This window comes from Natronobeatus ordinarius (assembly GCF_024362485.1).
GTDB lineage: Archaea > Halobacteriota > Halobacteria > Halobacteriales > Natrialbaceae > Natronobeatus > Natronobeatus ordinarius.
Map to the genome: position 1 here is coordinate 83,402 of NZ_CP101456.1, position 16,590 is coordinate 99,991.

At 66.4% G+C, this 16,590-nt stretch carries 19 protein-coding genes; 10 read left to right on the forward strand and 9 right to left on the reverse strand.

The genetic code is table 11. The features are described from left to right. Positions 1–31: 31 nt before the first annotated feature. The gene (locus tag NMQ09_RS00455; RefSeq protein ID WP_255192498.1) at positions 32–1,984 is read right to left on the reverse strand and encodes a PGF-CTERM sorting domain-containing protein; all 1,953 of its coding nucleotides are present in this window, start codon (positions 1,982–1,984) and stop codon (positions 32–34) included. A gap of 166 nt (positions 1,985–2,150) precedes the next feature. On the opposite strand from NMQ09_RS00455, the gene NMQ09_RS00460 reads away from it, so the two are divergent. Next, positions 2,151–3,404, forward strand: a complete 1,254-nt coding sequence (locus NMQ09_RS00460) for a tRNA (N(6)-L-threonylcarbamoyladenosine(37)-C(2))-methylthiotransferase (RefSeq protein WP_255192499.1) — start codon at positions 2,151–2,153, stop codon at positions 3,402–3,404. An 18-nt stretch (positions 3,405–3,422) separates the two neighbouring features. On the opposite strand, the gene NMQ09_RS00465 is transcribed toward NMQ09_RS00460, so the two are convergent. From NMQ09_RS00465 to NMQ09_RS00485, 5 genes are all read right to left on the reverse strand, one after another. After that, positions 3,423–3,956, reverse strand: a complete 534-nt coding sequence (locus NMQ09_RS00465) for a DUF5815 family protein (protein WP_255192500.1) — start codon at positions 3,954–3,956, stop codon at positions 3,423–3,425. A gap of 44 nt (positions 3,957–4,000) precedes the next feature. After that, the gene (locus NMQ09_RS00470; RefSeq protein ID WP_255192501.1) at positions 4,001–4,777 is read right to left on the reverse strand and encodes a DUF7847 domain-containing protein; all 777 of its coding nucleotides are present in this window, start codon (positions 4,775–4,777) and stop codon (positions 4,001–4,003) included. A 1-nt stretch (position 4,778) separates the two neighbouring features. Beyond that, positions 4,779–5,189 (reverse strand): DUF7124 domain-containing protein, encoded by a 411-nt coding sequence (locus tag NMQ09_RS00475; protein WP_255192502.1) that lies wholly within the window; start codon positions 5,187–5,189, stop codon positions 4,779–4,781. 51 nt (positions 5,190–5,240) lie between these two features. Continuing rightward, entirely contained in the window at positions 5,241–5,465 is a 225-nt protein-coding gene (locus NMQ09_RS00480; protein WP_255192503.1) for a DUF7979 domain-containing protein, read from the reverse strand. A gap of 169 nt (positions 5,466–5,634) precedes the next feature. Beyond that, positions 5,635–6,873 carry an NAD(P)/FAD-dependent oxidoreductase gene (locus NMQ09_RS00485; protein ID WP_255192504.1) on the reverse strand — a complete coding sequence of 413 codons (1,239 nt, stop codon included), beginning with the start codon at positions 6,871–6,873 and terminating at the stop codon, positions 5,635–5,637. A 159-nt stretch (positions 6,874–7,032) separates the two neighbouring features. On the opposite strand from NMQ09_RS00485, the gene NMQ09_RS00490 reads away from it, so the two are divergent. The 7 genes from NMQ09_RS00490 to NMQ09_RS00520 all read left to right on the forward strand — a co-directional run bounded on the left by NMQ09_RS00490 (position 7,033) and on the right by NMQ09_RS00520 (position 13,495). Beyond that, positions 7,033–7,665: a DsbA family protein gene (locus NMQ09_RS00490; RefSeq protein WP_255192505.1), complete on the forward strand. Its 633-nt coding sequence runs from the start codon at positions 7,033–7,035 to the stop codon at positions 7,663–7,665. Positions 7,666–7,853: 188 nt separating this feature from the next. Next, complete coding sequence (locus tag NMQ09_RS00495; RefSeq protein WP_255192506.1) at positions 7,854–8,606, forward strand: DsbA family protein; 753 nt, start codon at positions 7,854–7,856, stop codon at positions 8,604–8,606. 129 nt (positions 8,607–8,735) lie between these two features. Next, positions 8,736–8,882: a DUF1328 family protein gene (locus tag NMQ09_RS00500; protein WP_255192507.1), complete on the forward strand. Its 147-nt coding sequence runs from the start codon at positions 8,736–8,738 to the stop codon at positions 8,880–8,882. A gap of 356 nt (positions 8,883–9,238) precedes the next feature. Continuing rightward, on the forward strand, positions 9,239–10,696 hold the full coding sequence (locus NMQ09_RS00505; RefSeq protein WP_255192508.1) for an amidase: 1,458 nt from the start codon (positions 9,239–9,241) through the stop codon (positions 10,694–10,696). Positions 10,697–10,816: 120 nt separating this feature from the next. After that, positions 10,817–12,109 (forward strand): MFS transporter, encoded by a 1,293-nt coding sequence (locus tag NMQ09_RS00510; protein WP_255192509.1) that lies wholly within the window; start codon positions 10,817–10,819, stop codon positions 12,107–12,109. A 156-nt stretch (positions 12,110–12,265) separates the two neighbouring features. Next, entirely contained in the window at positions 12,266–13,147 is an 882-nt protein-coding gene (locus NMQ09_RS00515; RefSeq protein WP_255192510.1) for a homoserine kinase, read from the forward strand. Positions 13,148–13,150: 3 nt separating this feature from the next. After that, entirely contained in the window at positions 13,151–13,495 is a 345-nt protein-coding gene (locus NMQ09_RS00520) for a hypothetical protein (protein WP_255192511.1), read from the forward strand. 5 nt (positions 13,496–13,500) lie between these two features. Here NMQ09_RS00520 and NMQ09_RS00525 read toward each other — a convergent pair whose 3' ends face one another. The 3 genes from NMQ09_RS00525 to NMQ09_RS00535 all read right to left on the reverse strand — a co-directional run bounded on the left by NMQ09_RS00525 (position 13,501) and on the right by NMQ09_RS00535 (position 15,419). Next, entirely contained in the window at positions 13,501–13,926 is a 426-nt protein-coding gene (locus NMQ09_RS00525; RefSeq protein WP_255192512.1) for a universal stress protein, read from the reverse strand. 155 nt (positions 13,927–14,081) lie between these two features. Then, positions 14,082–14,990, reverse strand: a complete 909-nt coding sequence (gene pdxS / locus NMQ09_RS00530) for a pyridoxal 5'-phosphate synthase lyase subunit PdxS (RefSeq protein WP_255192513.1) — start codon at positions 14,988–14,990, stop codon at positions 14,082–14,084. 57 nt (positions 14,991–15,047) lie between these two features. Further along, positions 15,048–15,419 carry a cyclophilin-like family protein gene (locus tag NMQ09_RS00535; RefSeq protein ID WP_255192514.1) on the reverse strand — a complete coding sequence of 124 codons (372 nt, stop codon included), beginning with the start codon at positions 15,417–15,419 and terminating at the stop codon, positions 15,048–15,050. Between the two features lie 89 nt (positions 15,420–15,508). Here NMQ09_RS00535 and NMQ09_RS00540 point away from each other — a divergent pair, with 89 nt between their 5' ends. Continuing rightward, positions 15,509–16,042, forward strand: a complete 534-nt coding sequence (locus NMQ09_RS00540) for a DUF7437 domain-containing protein (protein WP_255192515.1) — start codon at positions 15,509–15,511, stop codon at positions 16,040–16,042. Further along, positions 16,039–16,566, forward strand: a complete 528-nt coding sequence (locus NMQ09_RS00545) for a PIN domain-containing protein (RefSeq protein ID WP_255192516.1) — start codon at positions 16,039–16,041, stop codon at positions 16,564–16,566. The genes NMQ09_RS00540 and NMQ09_RS00545 overlap by 4 nt, the downstream gene beginning before the upstream one ends. Positions 16,567–16,590: the final 24 nt, after the last annotated feature.

Genomic DNA, 16,590 nt, shown 5'->3' on the forward strand with positions numbered 1-16,590 from the left:
GGATCGAAACTGCGGGTACGGTGCGTCCGCGTCAGTGCCGACGCATCGCGAGCAGCGCACTCGCGAGCGCGACGATAGCGACGACAGCACCGAATCCGGGGATATCGTCGTCTCCGTCAGCAGCACCGCTGGCGTCGTCGGCCCCGTCATCTGCACCGTCGTCGGCCCCGTCGTCCTCACTGCTGGTGCCTTCGACCTGCTCTGTGGCAGTGTCGGTGTCGGTGTGATCCAGTTCGATGTCGGTGACGTCGTCCACGTTCATGTGAATCACCGTCTCGTCACCGACTGCGTCGCTACTTCGGACGTCGTCTTCGGTCGGGTTCGCGCCGACGAACTCGAGCGCGGTCACTTCCACGATGGCGGTTCCGTCGTGGATCTCACCCTCGATGTCCGTCACGAGGAAGCCCTCGTCGGTCTCGATCGGGAAGCCCTCGAACGCCATCAGGTCGCCGAACTGTGCGCTGGCGTCGACGTCGACGACGTCGTCGTCGACCGAGACGAGCAGTTCCGCGGACTCGAAGGAGGCGTCCCGGAAGTTCTCGATCGCGTCGACCATCTCGTCGTCGACCTCGGGGTCCTGCTCGGCGAGCAGGAGCATCTCGTCGAGCGCCAGCTCGAGCCACTGCTCCTGGACGGACTCGAAGTCGAACGCCACCTGGACCTCGTCGCCGACGGTGTTGGCCGTGAAGCCGAACGTCGTCTCCGCGGTGTGTTCCATCAGGCCGCGCGCTTCGAGTTCGTCGACGTAGGCCTCCCAGTTCTCGGTGTCGGACGCCGCTTCGAACTCGACGGTCGTCCGTTCACCCTCCACGGCGACTGAGAGGTCCATCCACGCCTCATGAACGAGATCGGCATCGGCCTGTGCCTCGAGCAGTTCGCCGATGTCGTCGTACTGGTCTGCGAGCCCATCCTCGAGTTCGTCGACCGACTCGGCGAGTTCGACGAAGCCGAGAACGAGTTCGTCGTAGTTTTCGATCTCGGCGTCCCACTCGAAGGACATGTCGGTGCCGGTCGTGTGCATCGAGACCGAGAACTCCTCGATGTGCAGCTCGGCCATGCGATCGGCGATCGCCTGGGCTTCCTGCTGGCTGAGGTCAACCTCGGGATCGTCGGCGAGCTCCTGGGCGAACATCTCGGTGACCTGTTCTTTGACGCCCTCGAACTCGACGGTGTACTCGACCGAGACGAGGTCGCCGCTGGCCGTCTCGCCGAACTGGTACTCCTCGAGCGTGACGTCGGCCGTTCCACCGAGGCCCATCGCGATACCGGCGTACTGGTTCTCGAGGGTCGACTCGGCGGCGGCTTCACTCTCCCAGTTCGCCCGCTCCCAGTCGAAAACCAGCTGCTGTTCGGCGACCTCGAGGTCGTAGCCGTCGTCGACCTCGGTGAGCGTGAGCTCGAAGGACTCTTCGATCCCGCCACCCATGCCTGCGCCGGCTTCCATCGTTGCGACACCGCTCGAGGAGAGCGTCGACGCGGACGTCGTCATAGCTGCCTCGAGGTCGAACGAGACGTCCTGCATCATCGGGTCGGGCTCCGCCGCGTCGACGATCATCGTCGCTTCGGCGTTCGCCTCCGACGTCACCTGTGTCTGCGTGTAGTCGACGTCGACGTCGAGGTCGACGAGTTCGTCGGGTCTGTCCGCGGTGAACTCGCCATCGCTGACGACGCTGTCGGGGTCCATCGCGGCGTCGAACTGGCCGGTAGCGTCGAGGTCGTCCTCGTACTCGCCGGTGTAGAGGAAGTAGAGCAGCCCCGCCTGCGTATCGATACCGAACTCGCCGACGGCGGTCGCGTCGAACTCCTCGTCTTCGTCAACGTAGACGAGGATCGCGTTCCCGTCGTCGTCGACGTACACTTCGTCTGCGACGTCCATGTCGGTGTCGTCGCTTGCGGTCGATGCGCCACCGACCGCGACTGCGCCAGTGCTCGTCACGAGCAAGATGGCGAGCAGTAATGCTCCGAGTTTTGTACGATAACTCATACCCGAAGGTCACAACCTTAAGACATTAATCGTTTCTATTGATTTCTCTACCAGAAAAAGCTCGCAAGCGACGGCGAGGGAGAGCCGATCCGAAGGGTGATCCCGAGCCTCGGACTCGAACGAATCCGTCGCCCTTTTGACTTGCGGGGCCCGATAGACGTACCGAATGGCCCGGTATCACATCGAGACGTACGGCTGTACGTCCAATCGCGGGGAGAGCCGCGAGATCGAGCGCCGGCTCCGCGACGCCGGCCACTACCGGGTCGACGGCCCCGAGGAGGCCGACGTGGCGATCCTCAACACCTGCACCGTCGTCGAGAAGACCGAACGGAACATGCTCCGGCGGGCCGAAGAACTCGCCGACGAGACGGTCGACCTCTTCATCACGGGCTGTATGGCCCTCGCCCAGGGTGAGGAGTTCGCCCAGGCCGGCATCGACGGACAGGTGCTTCACTGGGACGAGGTTCCACAGGCCGTCACGAACGGCGAGTGCCCGACGACGACGCCCGACGCCGCGCCCGTCCTCGACGGCGTCGTCGGCATTCTCCCCATCGCCCGGGGCTGTATGTCGGACTGTTCGTACTGCATCACCAAGCACGCGACGGGTAAGATCGACTCGCCGCCGATCGAGGAGAACGTCGAGAAAGCGCGCGCGCTCGTCCACGCGGGGGCGAAGGAGCTTCGAGTTACGGGCCAGGACACCGGCGTCTACGGCTGGGACACGGGTGAACGGACACTTCACGAGCTGCTCGAGCGCATCTGTGAAATCGACGGCGACTTCCGCGTTCGCGTGGGCATGGCCAACCCGAAGGGCGTCCACGGCATCCGCGAGGAGCTCGCTGACGTCTTCGCGGCGAACGAGAAACTGTATGACTTCCTGCACGCGCCCGTCCAGTCGGGCAGCGACGACGTGCTCGGAGATATGCGCCGCCAGCACCAGGTCGCCGAGTATCTCGAGGTCGTCGAGACGTTCGACGACGCCCTCGAGTACTGGACGCTCTCGACGGACTTCATCGTCGGTTTTCCCACCGAGACCGAAGAGGATCATCGAAAATCGCTCGAGCTCATCCGCGAGACCCGTCCGGAGAAGCTCAACGTCACCCGGTTCTCGAAACGGCCGGGGACCGACGCCGCGACGCTGAAGGGGCTCGGCGGGACGATCAAGAAGGAACGTTCGAAGGAGATGAGCGAACTGAAGATGGCGGTCGTCGGCGAGGCCTACGAGGCGATGGTCGGCGACGTCCGCGAGGACGTGCTGGTCGTCGAGGAGGGCACGGGCGACTCCGTGAAGTGTCGCGATTCGGCCTATCGGCAGCTCATCGTCCAGCAGGCGAGCGATCACGGCCTCGAGCCCGGCGACTTCGTCGACCTCGAGGTCACGGGGCACAACACCGTCTACGCGTTCGGCGAGCCAGTCTGAGCCCGTTTTTCGCTCCGATCAGACCGGGCGATCGTGTTCGCTCTCGAAGTCACGCACCCGCCGGTACTCCTCGACGAACGCCGAGACGTCAAACTCGAGCAGCTGGGACTCGAACTCCGCCGCGACGGTGTCGTCCTCGGCGTGACTCACGGCGTGGTCCATCAACTCGACGACGAGTTCGACGACGATCTCGTGGAGGCGGCGGGCGTCGAACTCGGTGACCCAGACCATGGCGTAGCCGACCGCGCCGTTCTCGGCGGCGTCGTGGACGACGACCTTCTCGGGGAACTCCTCCAGGACGATCCCCATCAGGTGTGGCGTCCCGAACTGATCGAACTCGTCGGCCGGCTCGATCGTCTCGCGCAAGATCGCGACGAGCGACTCGGGAAAAAACCGCGACGGCGGATGCATGTCCATCACGACGGCGTGGCGGTGGCCGTTCGAGCAGGTGTACTCGCGCATCCCCAGGTCGAGCTCGCGCGGGTCGACGGACTCGCCACAGGGGAGCGTGATCGTCTCCGACTCGTCACCCGGAACGCGAGGCGTTACCATCGACCCGACTTTGGCTGGCGCGCCAATAAGCCCGACGCTCCCGGTCAGGGCAGGAGTTCGTCGTCGATCCCCTCCCACTTCGCCTCGGCTTCCGCCCGCGCGTCCTCGAGCTGGTCGAAGGCGCTGGCGAGGATCGCGAGCGAGGCGAGCCACGCGAGGGCGACGAAGGCGACGTTCGTCACCTCGGCGACGAGCGGGAACGCGCCGAGTGCGAGCGCGACGACGCCGCCGGCGAAAGAGATGGTGAAAAAGGTCAGGCCGATGGCGACCAGGACGAGGAACACCCGCAACCGGTGGCCGCTCGTGAGCGACCAGCTCCGGCGCATGGCCTCGAGGGCGTTCTCGCGGTCGACGGCGACGTAGGGGTAGGTGAACGCGAACGCTGCGGCGAGAAAGAGGCCAGGAACGACGAGCAAGAGGAGGCCGACGCCGACGCCGACGCTAACGAGGAGTCCGCCGACGAGGCCGTGGACGGTTGCGAGGAGCAGGCCGTCGGTCAGCTTTCCGGGTCGGTCGTCGGTGAGCAACGCCCGCAGAGCGAGCATCGAAACCGTCACGAGCGCGATCATCGCCAGCGTCCACAGCAGCGTCGCGACGCCGAGGGGGAGCTCGAGTGCGAGCGGGAGTTCCGGGGGGAGAAACTCCGGGCCGAGGAGGAACGCCTCCTCCTCGAAGGTCTCGCGCTGGGCGGCGAGCTGGCTCTGGGTGCCGACGTTGAGCGCGAGGTGGGCGGCGTAGAACGCGACGAAGACGGCGACGAGTCGGCGGTCTGTGAGCCGGTCGATCCCGTCGCCGACGGCGTCACCGGCGGAGAGCGCCATCTCAGGGCCAGTCGTCCCGGGCGGGCTCGCTCCCTTCCGCTTCGGTCGGGCTCTCGGCCAGCAGCGGCCAGCCCGCGGCCTCGCCGGCGTCCTCGTAGTGGAGGAACTCCCAGCCGTACTCCTCGGCGAGTTCCTCGTCCGCCTCGCTCGCGCCGACGAAGACGTGCCGTTCGGTGTCGAACTGCTCTTTGATGCTCTGGAGGCTCTCGGCTTTGCCCCGCGGCCCGGAGAAGAAGTCCTGGCGGACGCGGTTCTTGCGCGTGAAGTTGGTGACGACGTACGTCGGCTCGTCGGAGACGATGCCGATGTACGTGCTCCACTCGCGGGCGTCGTTGAAGACGCCCTCGGGGTAGGCGAAGTTCTCCAGCGCGGCGAGTTCGAACGCGAGGGTCATGTCGCTGCCGCCGTTCATGTCCGAACCGACGGCCGCGCGGGGCAAAACGGCTTCGATACGGCAGATCGGTCAGGCGAGATCGACCCGGTAGAAGTCGGTGAAGACGATCACCTCGCCGTCGGAGAAGGCCGCGTCGCCGACCGCGGGAGCAGACGAGCCGGACTCGAGGAGACCGTAGAACCGCTCACGGGCGGCGTCGCTCAGTTCGTCGACGTGCCGGATCCGCGGCGCTTCGTGGATCGAGTCGGTTCTGGAGAGGGTGAGCGTTCGGGTGGCCGCATCGGTCGTCGGCATGCTACTTGGTATCTATTGACATACTACGGCTTAAACGTTCCGTTCAGCGACCATTCGGTGGTTCGGTCAGCCCGCTACGGGTCGTCCCGGTAGCTGTCGAGTAAGAGAAGGGGGACTCCACTGGTCGAAAGCACGACCGTGCGAAGGTGGACGACCTCGAGTGAGCCCGTTACTGTTCCTGGGTCGGCGCGAGGTTATCGAGGTCGACGGTCTTCTCGAGTAAGACCTCCTTCTGATCGGAGACGACGCGTCCTTCGCGCATCAGCTGTTTGAGCTTGCTCTGGGGGGAGAGGTCGCCGATGAGGACGCCGCCGACGACTTTGCCGTCCTTGAAGGCGATGCGGCGCCACTCGGTGTCGGAGTACTTGCGTTCGGCGTGCTCGTCGCCGATCGTCGGGTGACCGAAAGAGAGGAAGGGGAAGTCGAAGTGCGTGATCGAGTACGAAGAAACCCACTCGAAGACCTCGGCCTCGTCGTCGGCAGCCATGTTGACGCCGGCGACGCGGCCCTGTTCTTTCGCCGAGCCCCACGAGCCGTTCTGGGCTTGCTCGCCGAGCAGCACGTCGAAAAAGCGGGTGATGTCGCCCGCTGCGTAGACGTCCTCGACGTTCGTCTGCATGTACTCGTCGACGACGATGCCGTTGTCCTGTTCGATGCCCGAGTCGCGGAGGAACTCGGTGTTGAACGTCAGCCCGATGGCGACGCCGGCCCAGTCACACGGATAGCGGTCGCCGTTGGGGTCGACCGCCGCGGTCACGTGGCCGTCGTCGTCGACCTCGAAGTGGTCGACGCCGCTGTCGAACACCGGCTCGACGCCGACCTCGCGCATTCCCTCGTGCATGATCTCGGCGCCCTCACTCGAGAGTGCGTAGCGCCACCAGCGGTCGCCGCGCATCAGGTACTTGCCGGAAACGCCCTGGGCGCCACAGACGGCGGCGAAGTCGATCCCGAGCAGGCCGGCGCCGATGACGACCGCCTCCTCGGAGTTCTCGGCGGCCTCGCGGATGCCGCGGGCGTCCTGGAAGGTCCAGAAGTGGTGGATGCCGTCGGCGTCGCTGCCCGGCACCGGCAGCTGCGTCGGCGTCCCGCCGGTCGCGATCAGCAGTTTGTCGTAGGGGATCTCCTCGCCCTCGTGGGTGTGGACGACCTTCCCGTCGACGTCAACGCGCGTTACGTGCGTGTTGAGCGAGAGGTCGATGTCGCGCTCTTCGTACCACTCCTCGTCGTGGATCGAGATGGGCGCTTCGGGGAGCTTGCCTTTCGCGTGCTCTTTGATCAGAATGCGGTTGTACAGTGGCTCCCCCTCATCGGTGATGACGGTGATCCCGCCGTCCGGGTCCTCCTCCCGGATCGTCTCGGCAGCCGAACTGCCCGAGATCCCGTCCCCGATGATGACGTACTCGGTCATGATTACACGCTTCGTAACGGGGGTTAAAGTGGGTTGCTATCTGGGCTCCCACGGAGCGATTCGGCGGCTCGAACCGCTCGCTCGAGTCGGCAGCTCCGCCGGTCCGGGAATCGATCGCGTGTCGACACGTCTAACAGCGACGACTTCGTAGCGCCATCTATGAACCGTCGTTCGTTTCTCGTCGCCGTGGCCGGCATCGGCGTGAGCGCTCCGCTTGCGGGCTGCAGCGGGAGCTCACCGGACGATCTCGCCGACGTCGACGCGGACCCCGACCAGCTCCCCACGCCGACGCTCGGCGCCGGCGACGTCACCTTCGACGTCTACGAGGACTTCGGGTGTGGCGGCTGTCACCAGTTCCAGGCGCAGGTCTTCCCGCCGATCGAGAGCTCCCTGATCGACGAGGACGCCGTCACGTATCGCCACCGCGACTTCCCGATCCCCGCCCACGAGCGATCGATGGCCATGGCGAACGCTGCTCGCGCCGTCCAGGACGAGACGCGATCCGGCGACGATCCGAACGGCGCGTTCTTCGAGTACAAGTCGCGGGTGTTCGCCGCCGACGACTGGAGCGACGAGAGTCTCGCGGCCATCGCCGAGGACGTGGGTGCCGACCCGGACGCAGTCACGAGCGCGCTCGAGGAGGGAACGTACTACCCAACCCTGGCAGCCGACTGGCAGCGCGGAAGAGACGACGGCGTCGGCGGAACGCCGTCGGTGGTCGTCGACGGGACCGAGGTCGAGGACGCCTTCGACCTCCAGGAGATCACCAGCGCAGTCGAAGACGCACAGTGACGATCGGGCGGAGATCCGACGACGGACGGGTCGGGACCGCCTCGAGCGGAATAGAACTGCTCGACGAGTGTCACCATGCCCGAGAGGTGTCGCAGATCGAGCAGCCGTCGTCGACCAGCCAGCGTCCGTCGTGACGAACTGACCGACGGTCACGAAATACTTTAGCTCGGAACCGACGACCGTGTCGTATGGTGACTGCACCGCTTATCTCTCGTCGTCGGCTGCTCCACTCGTGTGGCGCCGTCGGCGTGCTCGGCATCGCCGGCTGTCTCGGCGAGCGGGATCAGACCGAACGCGACGGGACCGACGACGAGGGTGGAGTGAACGGCGGCGAGGACGGAACGGGCGGCGACGAAGGTGGAGCGACCGACGGGACCGACAACGGTGAGCCGGCGGCGGGCGAGGATCACACCGACGCAGCGCAACTCCCGACCCCGACGCTCGGCTCCGGCCCCGTCACGGTCGACGTCTACGAGGACTTCGGCTGCCCGGCCTGTCACCAGTTCCAGGCGCAGGTCTTCCCCGCACTCGAGGAGGCGCTGATCGACACCGGTGAGGCGACGTACCGCCACTTCGACCTCCCGATCCCCGCCCACGAGCGATCGATGGCCATGGCGACCGCCGCCCGCGCCGTCCAGGACGAGACGCGACGCGACGACGATCCGGCCGGTGCGTTCTTCGAGTACAAATCGCTGGTACTCGAGGCCGAGGACTGGAGCGACGAGGGTCTCGCGGCACTCGCCGATGAGGTCGGTGTCGACCCCGACGCCGTCACGAGCGCCCTCGAAGAGGAGACGTACCGTTCGACGATCCTGGCGGACCGGGAGCGCGGCATCGCGGCGGGCGTCCAGGGGACCCCAGCGGTGATCGTCGACGGCACGCACGTCGAGGACGCCTTCGACGTCGAGGCGATCGTCGACGCGGTCGACGAAGCGACGTGACAGCGGTAGTGGACGAGCTCGTCGCGTGACGGAAGCGGGGCTCAATCGGGCACTTCAGCCTCGCGAACGGCGCGACGGCTGGCGTATTCAGCCCCAACCCACTTGCTTGCGACGGCGCTGTGTCCACCCATGCTAGAACTGGCAATCCTGTTCTTCGTCATCGCAATCGTCGCCGCTGCAGTCGGCGCCACCGGCGTCGCCGGCATCTCGATGAGCATCGCGAAGTGGCTCGTGCTGATCTTCCTGGTCCTGGCCATCGTGTCGCTACTCCTGTGACGACCGGGGGCCGCTGGCTGGCGAGCCACCGGTTACGTGCGCTCGAGACGGACAGTTCGTTCGGCTCCGAGCGCACGTCATCGACACGTCAACCACGAGTGGAACCTGAACTGTCCACCACGGGCGGGACTGAAATCACCACGGGCAGAACCTGAAGTGTCCACCACGATACCCTAAGTGTCAGTGAAGAATTGATTCGAGAGTGACCGAGGGCCGGCAGGTGGCGAAACCGAGCTCCAATTTGGCGAGGAGAGCCGCAATAACGCCGATTACTGACACGAGCCCAACAAGTGTCGAGGGCTGAGCACTACCAGTATACCGAAACGATTACTTAGTGTGCCAGAGGGTGTTAGAGAATGTCTTTCGACATAGCCAGTTCGTCGGCGACCGAACTCGCTCAGCAAATCCGCGACGGAGAACTGTCTCCGGTCGACGTAGTCGACGCGTCGCTCGAACGCATAACGTCCCAGGACGACGAGGTCAACGCCTTCATCACCGTCATCGAGGAGGACGCACGCGAGGCCGCGCTGGAAGCGGAGACAGCCGTCGAATCCGGCGAGGAGCTCGGCCCGCTTCACGGCGTTCCGGTGGCCGTCAAAGACCTGCTGGCGATGAAAGCGGGGGTCAGACACACGTTCGGCTCGAAACTCCTCGAGGACTTCGTTGCTCCCATGGACAGCGTCCTCGTCCGACGGATCGAGCAGGCGGGCGGAATCATCGTGGGGAAGACGAACACGCCCGAGTCCGGACACAAGGGTCATACGGACAACAAGCTCGTCGGGGCGACCAGAAACCCGTTCGATCCCACGAAGTCGGTTGGCGGCTCCTCGGGCGGGAGCGCGGCCGCGCTCGCGGCCGGCTACGTCCCGCTCGCACAGGGTTCTGACGTCGGCGGGTCGTTACGGATGCCGGCGTCGATGTGTAACGTCGCGACGATCAAGCCGACCCCCGGCACGGTGCCGATCGACATGCGACCGGACGCGTTCGTGCAGTTCCAGCCGTACCTGCACACCGGCCCGATGGCGAGGACGGTCGCGGACGTCGCGTTGTTTCTCGACGTACTTTCGGGGTACTTCCCGTACGATCCACGGAGCCGACCAACCGACGACGCCGACTTCCTCGCGGCGACGAAGCGATCCATCGAAGGCTCGACGATCGGGTACACGCCCGACTTCGACGTCTTCCCGGTGGCCGAGTCCGTTTCGACGGTCGTCGACGACGCCGTTGGGGCGTTCGAAGCGGCAGGTGCCACGGTCGAGGAGACGACGGTCGGCATCGATTACAGCGTCACCGAACTCCGCGATGCGTGGGACGCGAACTTCACCACGTTCGTCGCCGAAACCGCGATGCAGTGGAAACACGAGCCGTTCAACGTCGACTTCCTCGGCGCGGACGACGGCGACGTCGAACCGGAACTGGTCGAACAGATCGAACGCGGCCTCGAGTACAGCGCCGTCGACCTCCGGATGCAACAGGTCGTCCGTACGGAGCTCTTCGAGGCCGTCCAGGCGCTCTTCGAGGAGTACGACTTCCTCGTGATGCCGACGAATACGGTCCCGCCGTTCGACGTTGACCTTCGGCTTGGCCCGAGCGACGTCGACGGTGAGCCGATCGACCCCTGGCTCGAGTGGACGCTGACCTGGCTGTTCAACCAGACGCCACACCCGGTGGTCTCGGTGCCGGCCGGACTCACCGACGACGGACTCCCCGTCGGACTGCAGATCGTCGGCCAACCGTACGAGGACGAGGCCGTGCTGGCGGCGGGCGCCGCGTTCGAACGCGAACGACCCTGGCACGACCACTATCCGGCGTAAGCCGGGGTTCCTGGCCCGAGCGACGGCTGTCGACGGCGTCGTGACCGCCACACCGAGTTCCTTTCAGAGCCGCTAAGTACGCGCGACGTTCGGGTACGAGGTACGAACCTCGAGTCCGTCATGACCCTGTCTCAGAACGACCGATCGATCGCTGGCTTCACGATGACCGGCCACGCCCTCGTCCACTGGTTCGAGACGTCGATTCCCATCTTCCTCGTGGTGTGGCTCGCCGAACTCGAGGTCTCCGTCGCGCTGCTGGGGATCGTCGTCGCGCTCGGCTACGCCCCGTTCGGAATCGGCGCACTTCCCGGGGGAATCCTCGCCGATCGGTACGGACCCAAGCGGCTCGTCCTGGTCTGTCTGGTCGGGATGAGCCTCTCGTTTCTCGTGCTCGCGGTCGCGATCGTCCTCGATCCGGCGACGCGAATCTACGCCATCGCCGCCGGCCTGATCCTGTGGGGCGTCGCCGCCAGCGTCTACCACCCGGCTGGGCTGGCGCTGATCAGCACCGGCGTCGAGGACCGGGGGACGGTGTTTGCCTGGCACGGCATCGCCGGCAACGTCGGCATCGCGCTCGGACCGTTCGTCGCCGCGACGCTGCTCATCTTCCTCGAGTGGCCGGTCGTGGCTGCCCTGCTGGCGATCCCGGGGCTGCTGGCGGCCGCCTACGGCCTGCGGGCGCGGTTCGATTCCACCGCTGCCGTCGACGACGACGTCGACGTCGGCCCCGAGGCCGCGTCGCTTTCCGACCTCGTCTCGAGTTCACGGGCGCTCTTTGCCAGCGCGTTCGCGCTCGTGTTCGTGATCGTCACCTTCGAGGGGCTGTACTACCGCGGGATGCTCACCTACCTCCCGGAGATCCTCCACGGGACGCCCGCGATCGGGGACATCGAGGTGTTCCCCGCACTCGAGGCCTACGACATCGATCCCGGCTTCTACGTCTACGTCGGCCTGCTGGTCGTCGGGATGGCCGGTCAGTACGCCGGCGGGAAGCTGACGAACCGAATCTCGCCCGCCCGCGGGCTGACCGTCCTGTTCGGGGTCTTCGCGTTGCTCGCGCTGGCGTTCGTCCCCGTCGTGAACATGGGAATCGGACCGATCGTCCTCCTCTGTGGCGTCTTCGGCTTCTTCCTCTTTGCGATCCAGCCGTTCTACCAGGAGGCCGTCGCCGTCTACACGCCGCCTGACGGCCGGGGGCTCTCCTACGGCTACACCTACCTCGGGGAGTTCGGCCTCGGCTCGGCCAGCATCGCCATCGGCGGCTTCGCCCTCGGAGCGTCGGTGTCGTCGTTTTTCTACCTGGTCGCGGGCTTCGCTCTCGCCGGGGCCCTCCTCTCTGTAGGGCTGCTCGTCGGGGTCGACCGACTCGGGTTGACGATGGGTGGGCCGGCCGGGGCGAATTCAGACGACTGAGACGGACCGCCGTCCGTCAGTTCCGGTGCAACCGCCCCACGGTCGCGGTACTGCAACCCGTACGAGCCGACGACGGCCGCAGTCGAAGACGGACGGCAGGGTCGACACACCGGCCGGTTCGCTACCTTTTTGCGTTCGGTGTGGAAATGACACGACATGCTCACTGTGCGGGCCCCGGCGACGAGCGCGAACCTCGGTAGTGGCTTCGACGTCTTCGGCGTCGCGCTCGAGACGCCTGCCGACGTGGTTCGGGTCGAACGCGCGGCGGAGACCACGATCACGGTCACCGGCGTCGGGAGTCAGTACATCCCCGAAGACCCCGAACAGAACACGGTCGGGGCGGTCGCCGACGCACTCGACGCACCCGCGCACATCCGGATCGATAAGGGCGTCAGGCCGTCCTCGGGCCTCGGTTCGTCGGCCGCGAGCGCGGCCGCAGCCGCCGTCGCGCTCAACGAACTGTACGATCGCGGACTCACCAGAGAAGAACTCGTCCCCGTCGCCGCCGAGGGCGAAGCCCTGGTGTCGGGAGAGGCCCACGCTGACAACGTCGCTCCCGCCCTGCTGGGCGGTTTCACGATCGTCACCGACGACGGCGTCACCCAGGTCGACACCGCCGTCTCCCTCGTCGCCTGCCTCCCCGAGATCACCGTCTCGACGCGCGACGCCCGACAGGTCGTCCCCGAGTCGGCCCCGATGTCGGCCGTCGTCGAAACCGTCGGCCACGCCGCGACGCTCACCATCGGGATGGCTCGCAACGATCCCGACCTCGTCGGCCGCGGTATGAGCGACGGGATCGTCACGCCCGAGCGCGCCGCCCTCATCGACGGCTACGACGCAGTCCGCGAGGCCGCACTCGAGGTCGGCGCCACCGGCGTCACCGTCAGCGGCGCGGGACCGACGGTGCTCGCGGTCTGTCACCGACCCGATCGCCGGGCCGTCGCCGGCGCGATGGTCGACGCTTTCGACGACGTCGGCGTCGAGAGTCGAGCCTACCAGACCGCAGTCGGAGACGGGGCGACGCTGCACCGCGGCTGACCGATGGGGCGCCGAACCGACGCCGCCCTCACGCTACTCGCCCTCGGAGCGTTCGTCGTCGCGTTTCTCGCCGTCGATGCCACCCTCTCGGCTCCCTTCCTGGCCCTCGGCGGCGCCGGGACGATCGCCTTCGAGCTCCTCGCCGCCCGAGACCCCGCGGCCGTTCGCGAGTACTGGGATCGTCGGCCGGTGCAACTCGCGTCGCTCGCGCTCGCGGTGGCGCTTGCCGGGCTCGGCGCGCTGATCGCCCCCTCGAGCGTCCTCTCGGCGGGGATCGGCACGCTCGTGACCTATCTGCTGTACCTGGCGCTCGTTTGGCTCGGAGCGCTCGATCCGGCTGGTGGCTGAGCCACCTAGCGAACGATCGACACCGGGATCGGTGACTGCCGGGAGACCGCCTCGGCGACGCTTCCGAGCACCAGCCGCTTGACGCCCGATCGGCCGTGGCTCCCGATGACGACGTGATCGACGCCGTTTCGCGAGGCGTACTCGACGACCGTCTCGGCTGGGTCGCCGAACTCGGCGACGGTCGTGACGTCGACGTCGTCGGGAACGTCCGCGGCGACCGCCTCGAGCAGCCCCTCCGCTCGCTCGCGTTCGGAATCGACGTGGCTCTCGTCCCAGAGGTTCGGATTGCCGGCGTCGAGCGTCCGGATCGGGTTGATCACGTGCAACAGCGTGAGCGTCGCGTCGGCGAAGTTCGTCACGGCGAACTCGAGTGCGTCGCGGGCTGGCTCCGAGTCGTCGACCGGGACGAGAACGTGTTCGGGTTCCGTCATGCTCGGTCGTTCTTTGTGCACCGAGATAACTATTACCATGAGAGAACGTCGCCGCTCAGAATACGGAAGTGGAGAACGAAAAACGGAGCTGGAAAGGGAAAGAGACGGTGACAGAGAATGGAGGTAAATTCTCGAATTGGACGGCTGACAGGCGTCTAGACGCCGCGGCCCTGGAGCTTCTCCTCTTCGGGCAGGTCGACGTTCGCGTCGCCTTTCATCCCCTTGCCGAGGTTCTTCGAGATCTCCGCGAGCGCTTCGGGGTCGTCCCAGTTGTTCGTCGCCTCGACGATTGCCTCACCCATCACGACGGGGTTTTCGGCGCCGAAGATGCCGCTGCCGACGAAGATGCCGTCACACTCGTGGTGCATCATGAGCGCGGCGTCGGCGGGCGTGGCGATGCCGCCGGCGGCGAAGTTGACGACGGGAAGGCGACCCATTTCGGCCGTCTCGTGGACCAGTTCGGCGGACGCCTCGATCTTCCGGGCATAGGCCTCGCGCTCTTCGTATTTCATCCCCTCGAGTTTGCGGATCTCGCCTTTGATCGTCCGCTGGTGGTGGACGGCCTGGTTGACGTCGCCCGTCCCGGCCTCGCCCTTCGTGCGGATCATCGCCGCGCCCTCGTCGATTCGGCGCAGGGCCTCGCCGAGGTTGCGCGCGCCACAGACGAACGGTGCGGTGAAGTCGCGCTTGTCGATGTGGTAGGCGTCGTCGGCGGGCGTGAGCACCTCGGACTCGTCGATCATGTCGACGCCGATCGCCTCCAGGATCTGCGCTTCCTTGGTGTGCCCGATGCGGGCTTTGCCCATCACGGGGATCGACACTTCGTCGATGATCGCCTCGACGTCCGCCGGATCGGCCATCCGGGCGACGCCGCCACGCTTTCTGATGTCGGCGGGGACGGCCTCGAGCGCCATCACCGCGACGGCACCCGCGTCCTCGGCGATTCGCGCCTGTTCGGGGTCGACGACGTCCATGATGACGCCGCCTTTCTGCATCCGGGCAAAGCCGCGCTTGACGAGGTCAGTCCCGCGTCGGAGTTCCTCGAGATCGGTCGCTTCGGCCATGAGGCGCCGTTAGGAGCGCCTGCACTTACGCGTGTCTGTTGGCGACTGACACCGCAGTCACGGCCGCTCGAGGCTCACCCGCGCGCCGCCCTCGAGGCCGGCCAGCGGCGCGACGTCCTCGAGTCGGGCGACCACGTTCACGGGCGAGGCCGCTCGCGGCTCGTCGCCTCGACTGGCGGGCGTCGGCCCCCAGAACAGACAGAGTGCGTTCCCAGCCGGCCAGTAGGCGATGGCTCCCTCGGGAACCTCGGCGCTGGCGTTCTCTGACTCGACGTCCACCGGCACCGAGAAGTACAGTTCGTCGCCCCAGCGCGTGGCGTCTCCGCCGAGGGGAAGCGCTTCCTCGAGCGCCGCGCGGGTCTCGGGGGCGTCGTGGCTCCAGCTCGCCTCGAGGTCGATTCCGTCGACGGTGACGCGAAGGTCTGCCATAGATCGATCGACGACGAGTACGGGCGGGGATGAGTTCAACGGTTCGACGACGGAACCGTTATTACGAGTTGTGTATAACTCAGAATACGATGTCCCGATCCGAGACACCCCTCGGGACGCCCCCGATCGAGCGCCTCCGGACGCTCGTCGCGCTCCTCGAGAACCCGATGCTCGCCCGGATCTACGTCCGCCTGCTTCGCTCAGATGGGGCCACCGTGAGCGACCTCGTCACCGAACTCGACGTTCCGCAGGGAACGGCGTACGACTACGTCGGCGACCTCGAGGAGGCCGGACTGGTGAGAAAGACCCGAAACGAACGGCCGTACGAATTCACGGCTGAGCCGATCTCGCTCACGCTCACAACGGACGGGGAAACCCGAACGATCACGGCCGAACTCGTCGACGCGGTCGGTCGACGCGAGACCGACGCCGACGTCGACCGCTACCTCGAGCGCCACGGAGTCGACGGTCTCGCGACCGCACTCGAGTACGCCCACGAGTACGTGGACGGGACAGTTAACCACCGGATCATGGCCCGCGAACTGGACCTCTCCCCGCTCGAGGCGGAAGTCGTCCTCCAGGCGCTCGAACCGGTCGTCCTTCAGCATCGAGACGACGAATGACGTGGGCGTACGTCGCGGACACGGGTGTGTTCGTCCGGTGCGGTGGACCCGGCGGCGAGAAGTATCGACGGCTCCGAAGCGCGGTTCGGGGGGCAGGCGCCTCACTCCTCGTCCCTCGGCGAGTGTACCTCGAGCTGGGCGGTTCTGACGAACCCTACCCCTCAAGTGAGAGTCCGTGGCAAGCGGGGATCGACGACGGCTGGATCGTCGTGGCCGACGAACTCGAGTACGCGAATCCGCTCGTCTCCGGGATCATGGATGCGGCCAGGCGCTTCATCGCGAACGAGACCGGCCGTCCGGAGGATCGGATCGAAAAGGCCGATACGGCACTCGTTGGCCTCACAGCGCAGCTTCTGGACGACGGCGACGCTGAACGGGTCGTCCTGCTAACGACAGACAAGCCCGCTGGACGGGCCGCAGAAACGTTGGTTCCGGAGTACGGCTTTCCGGACCAGATCGAGTACCGATACGTGAGCGAAGCGTATCTGGAACGACTGACGGCGGCCGAGTTTTCGGCGTGTTAGTCACCGCCAGCCGATGCCGATCAC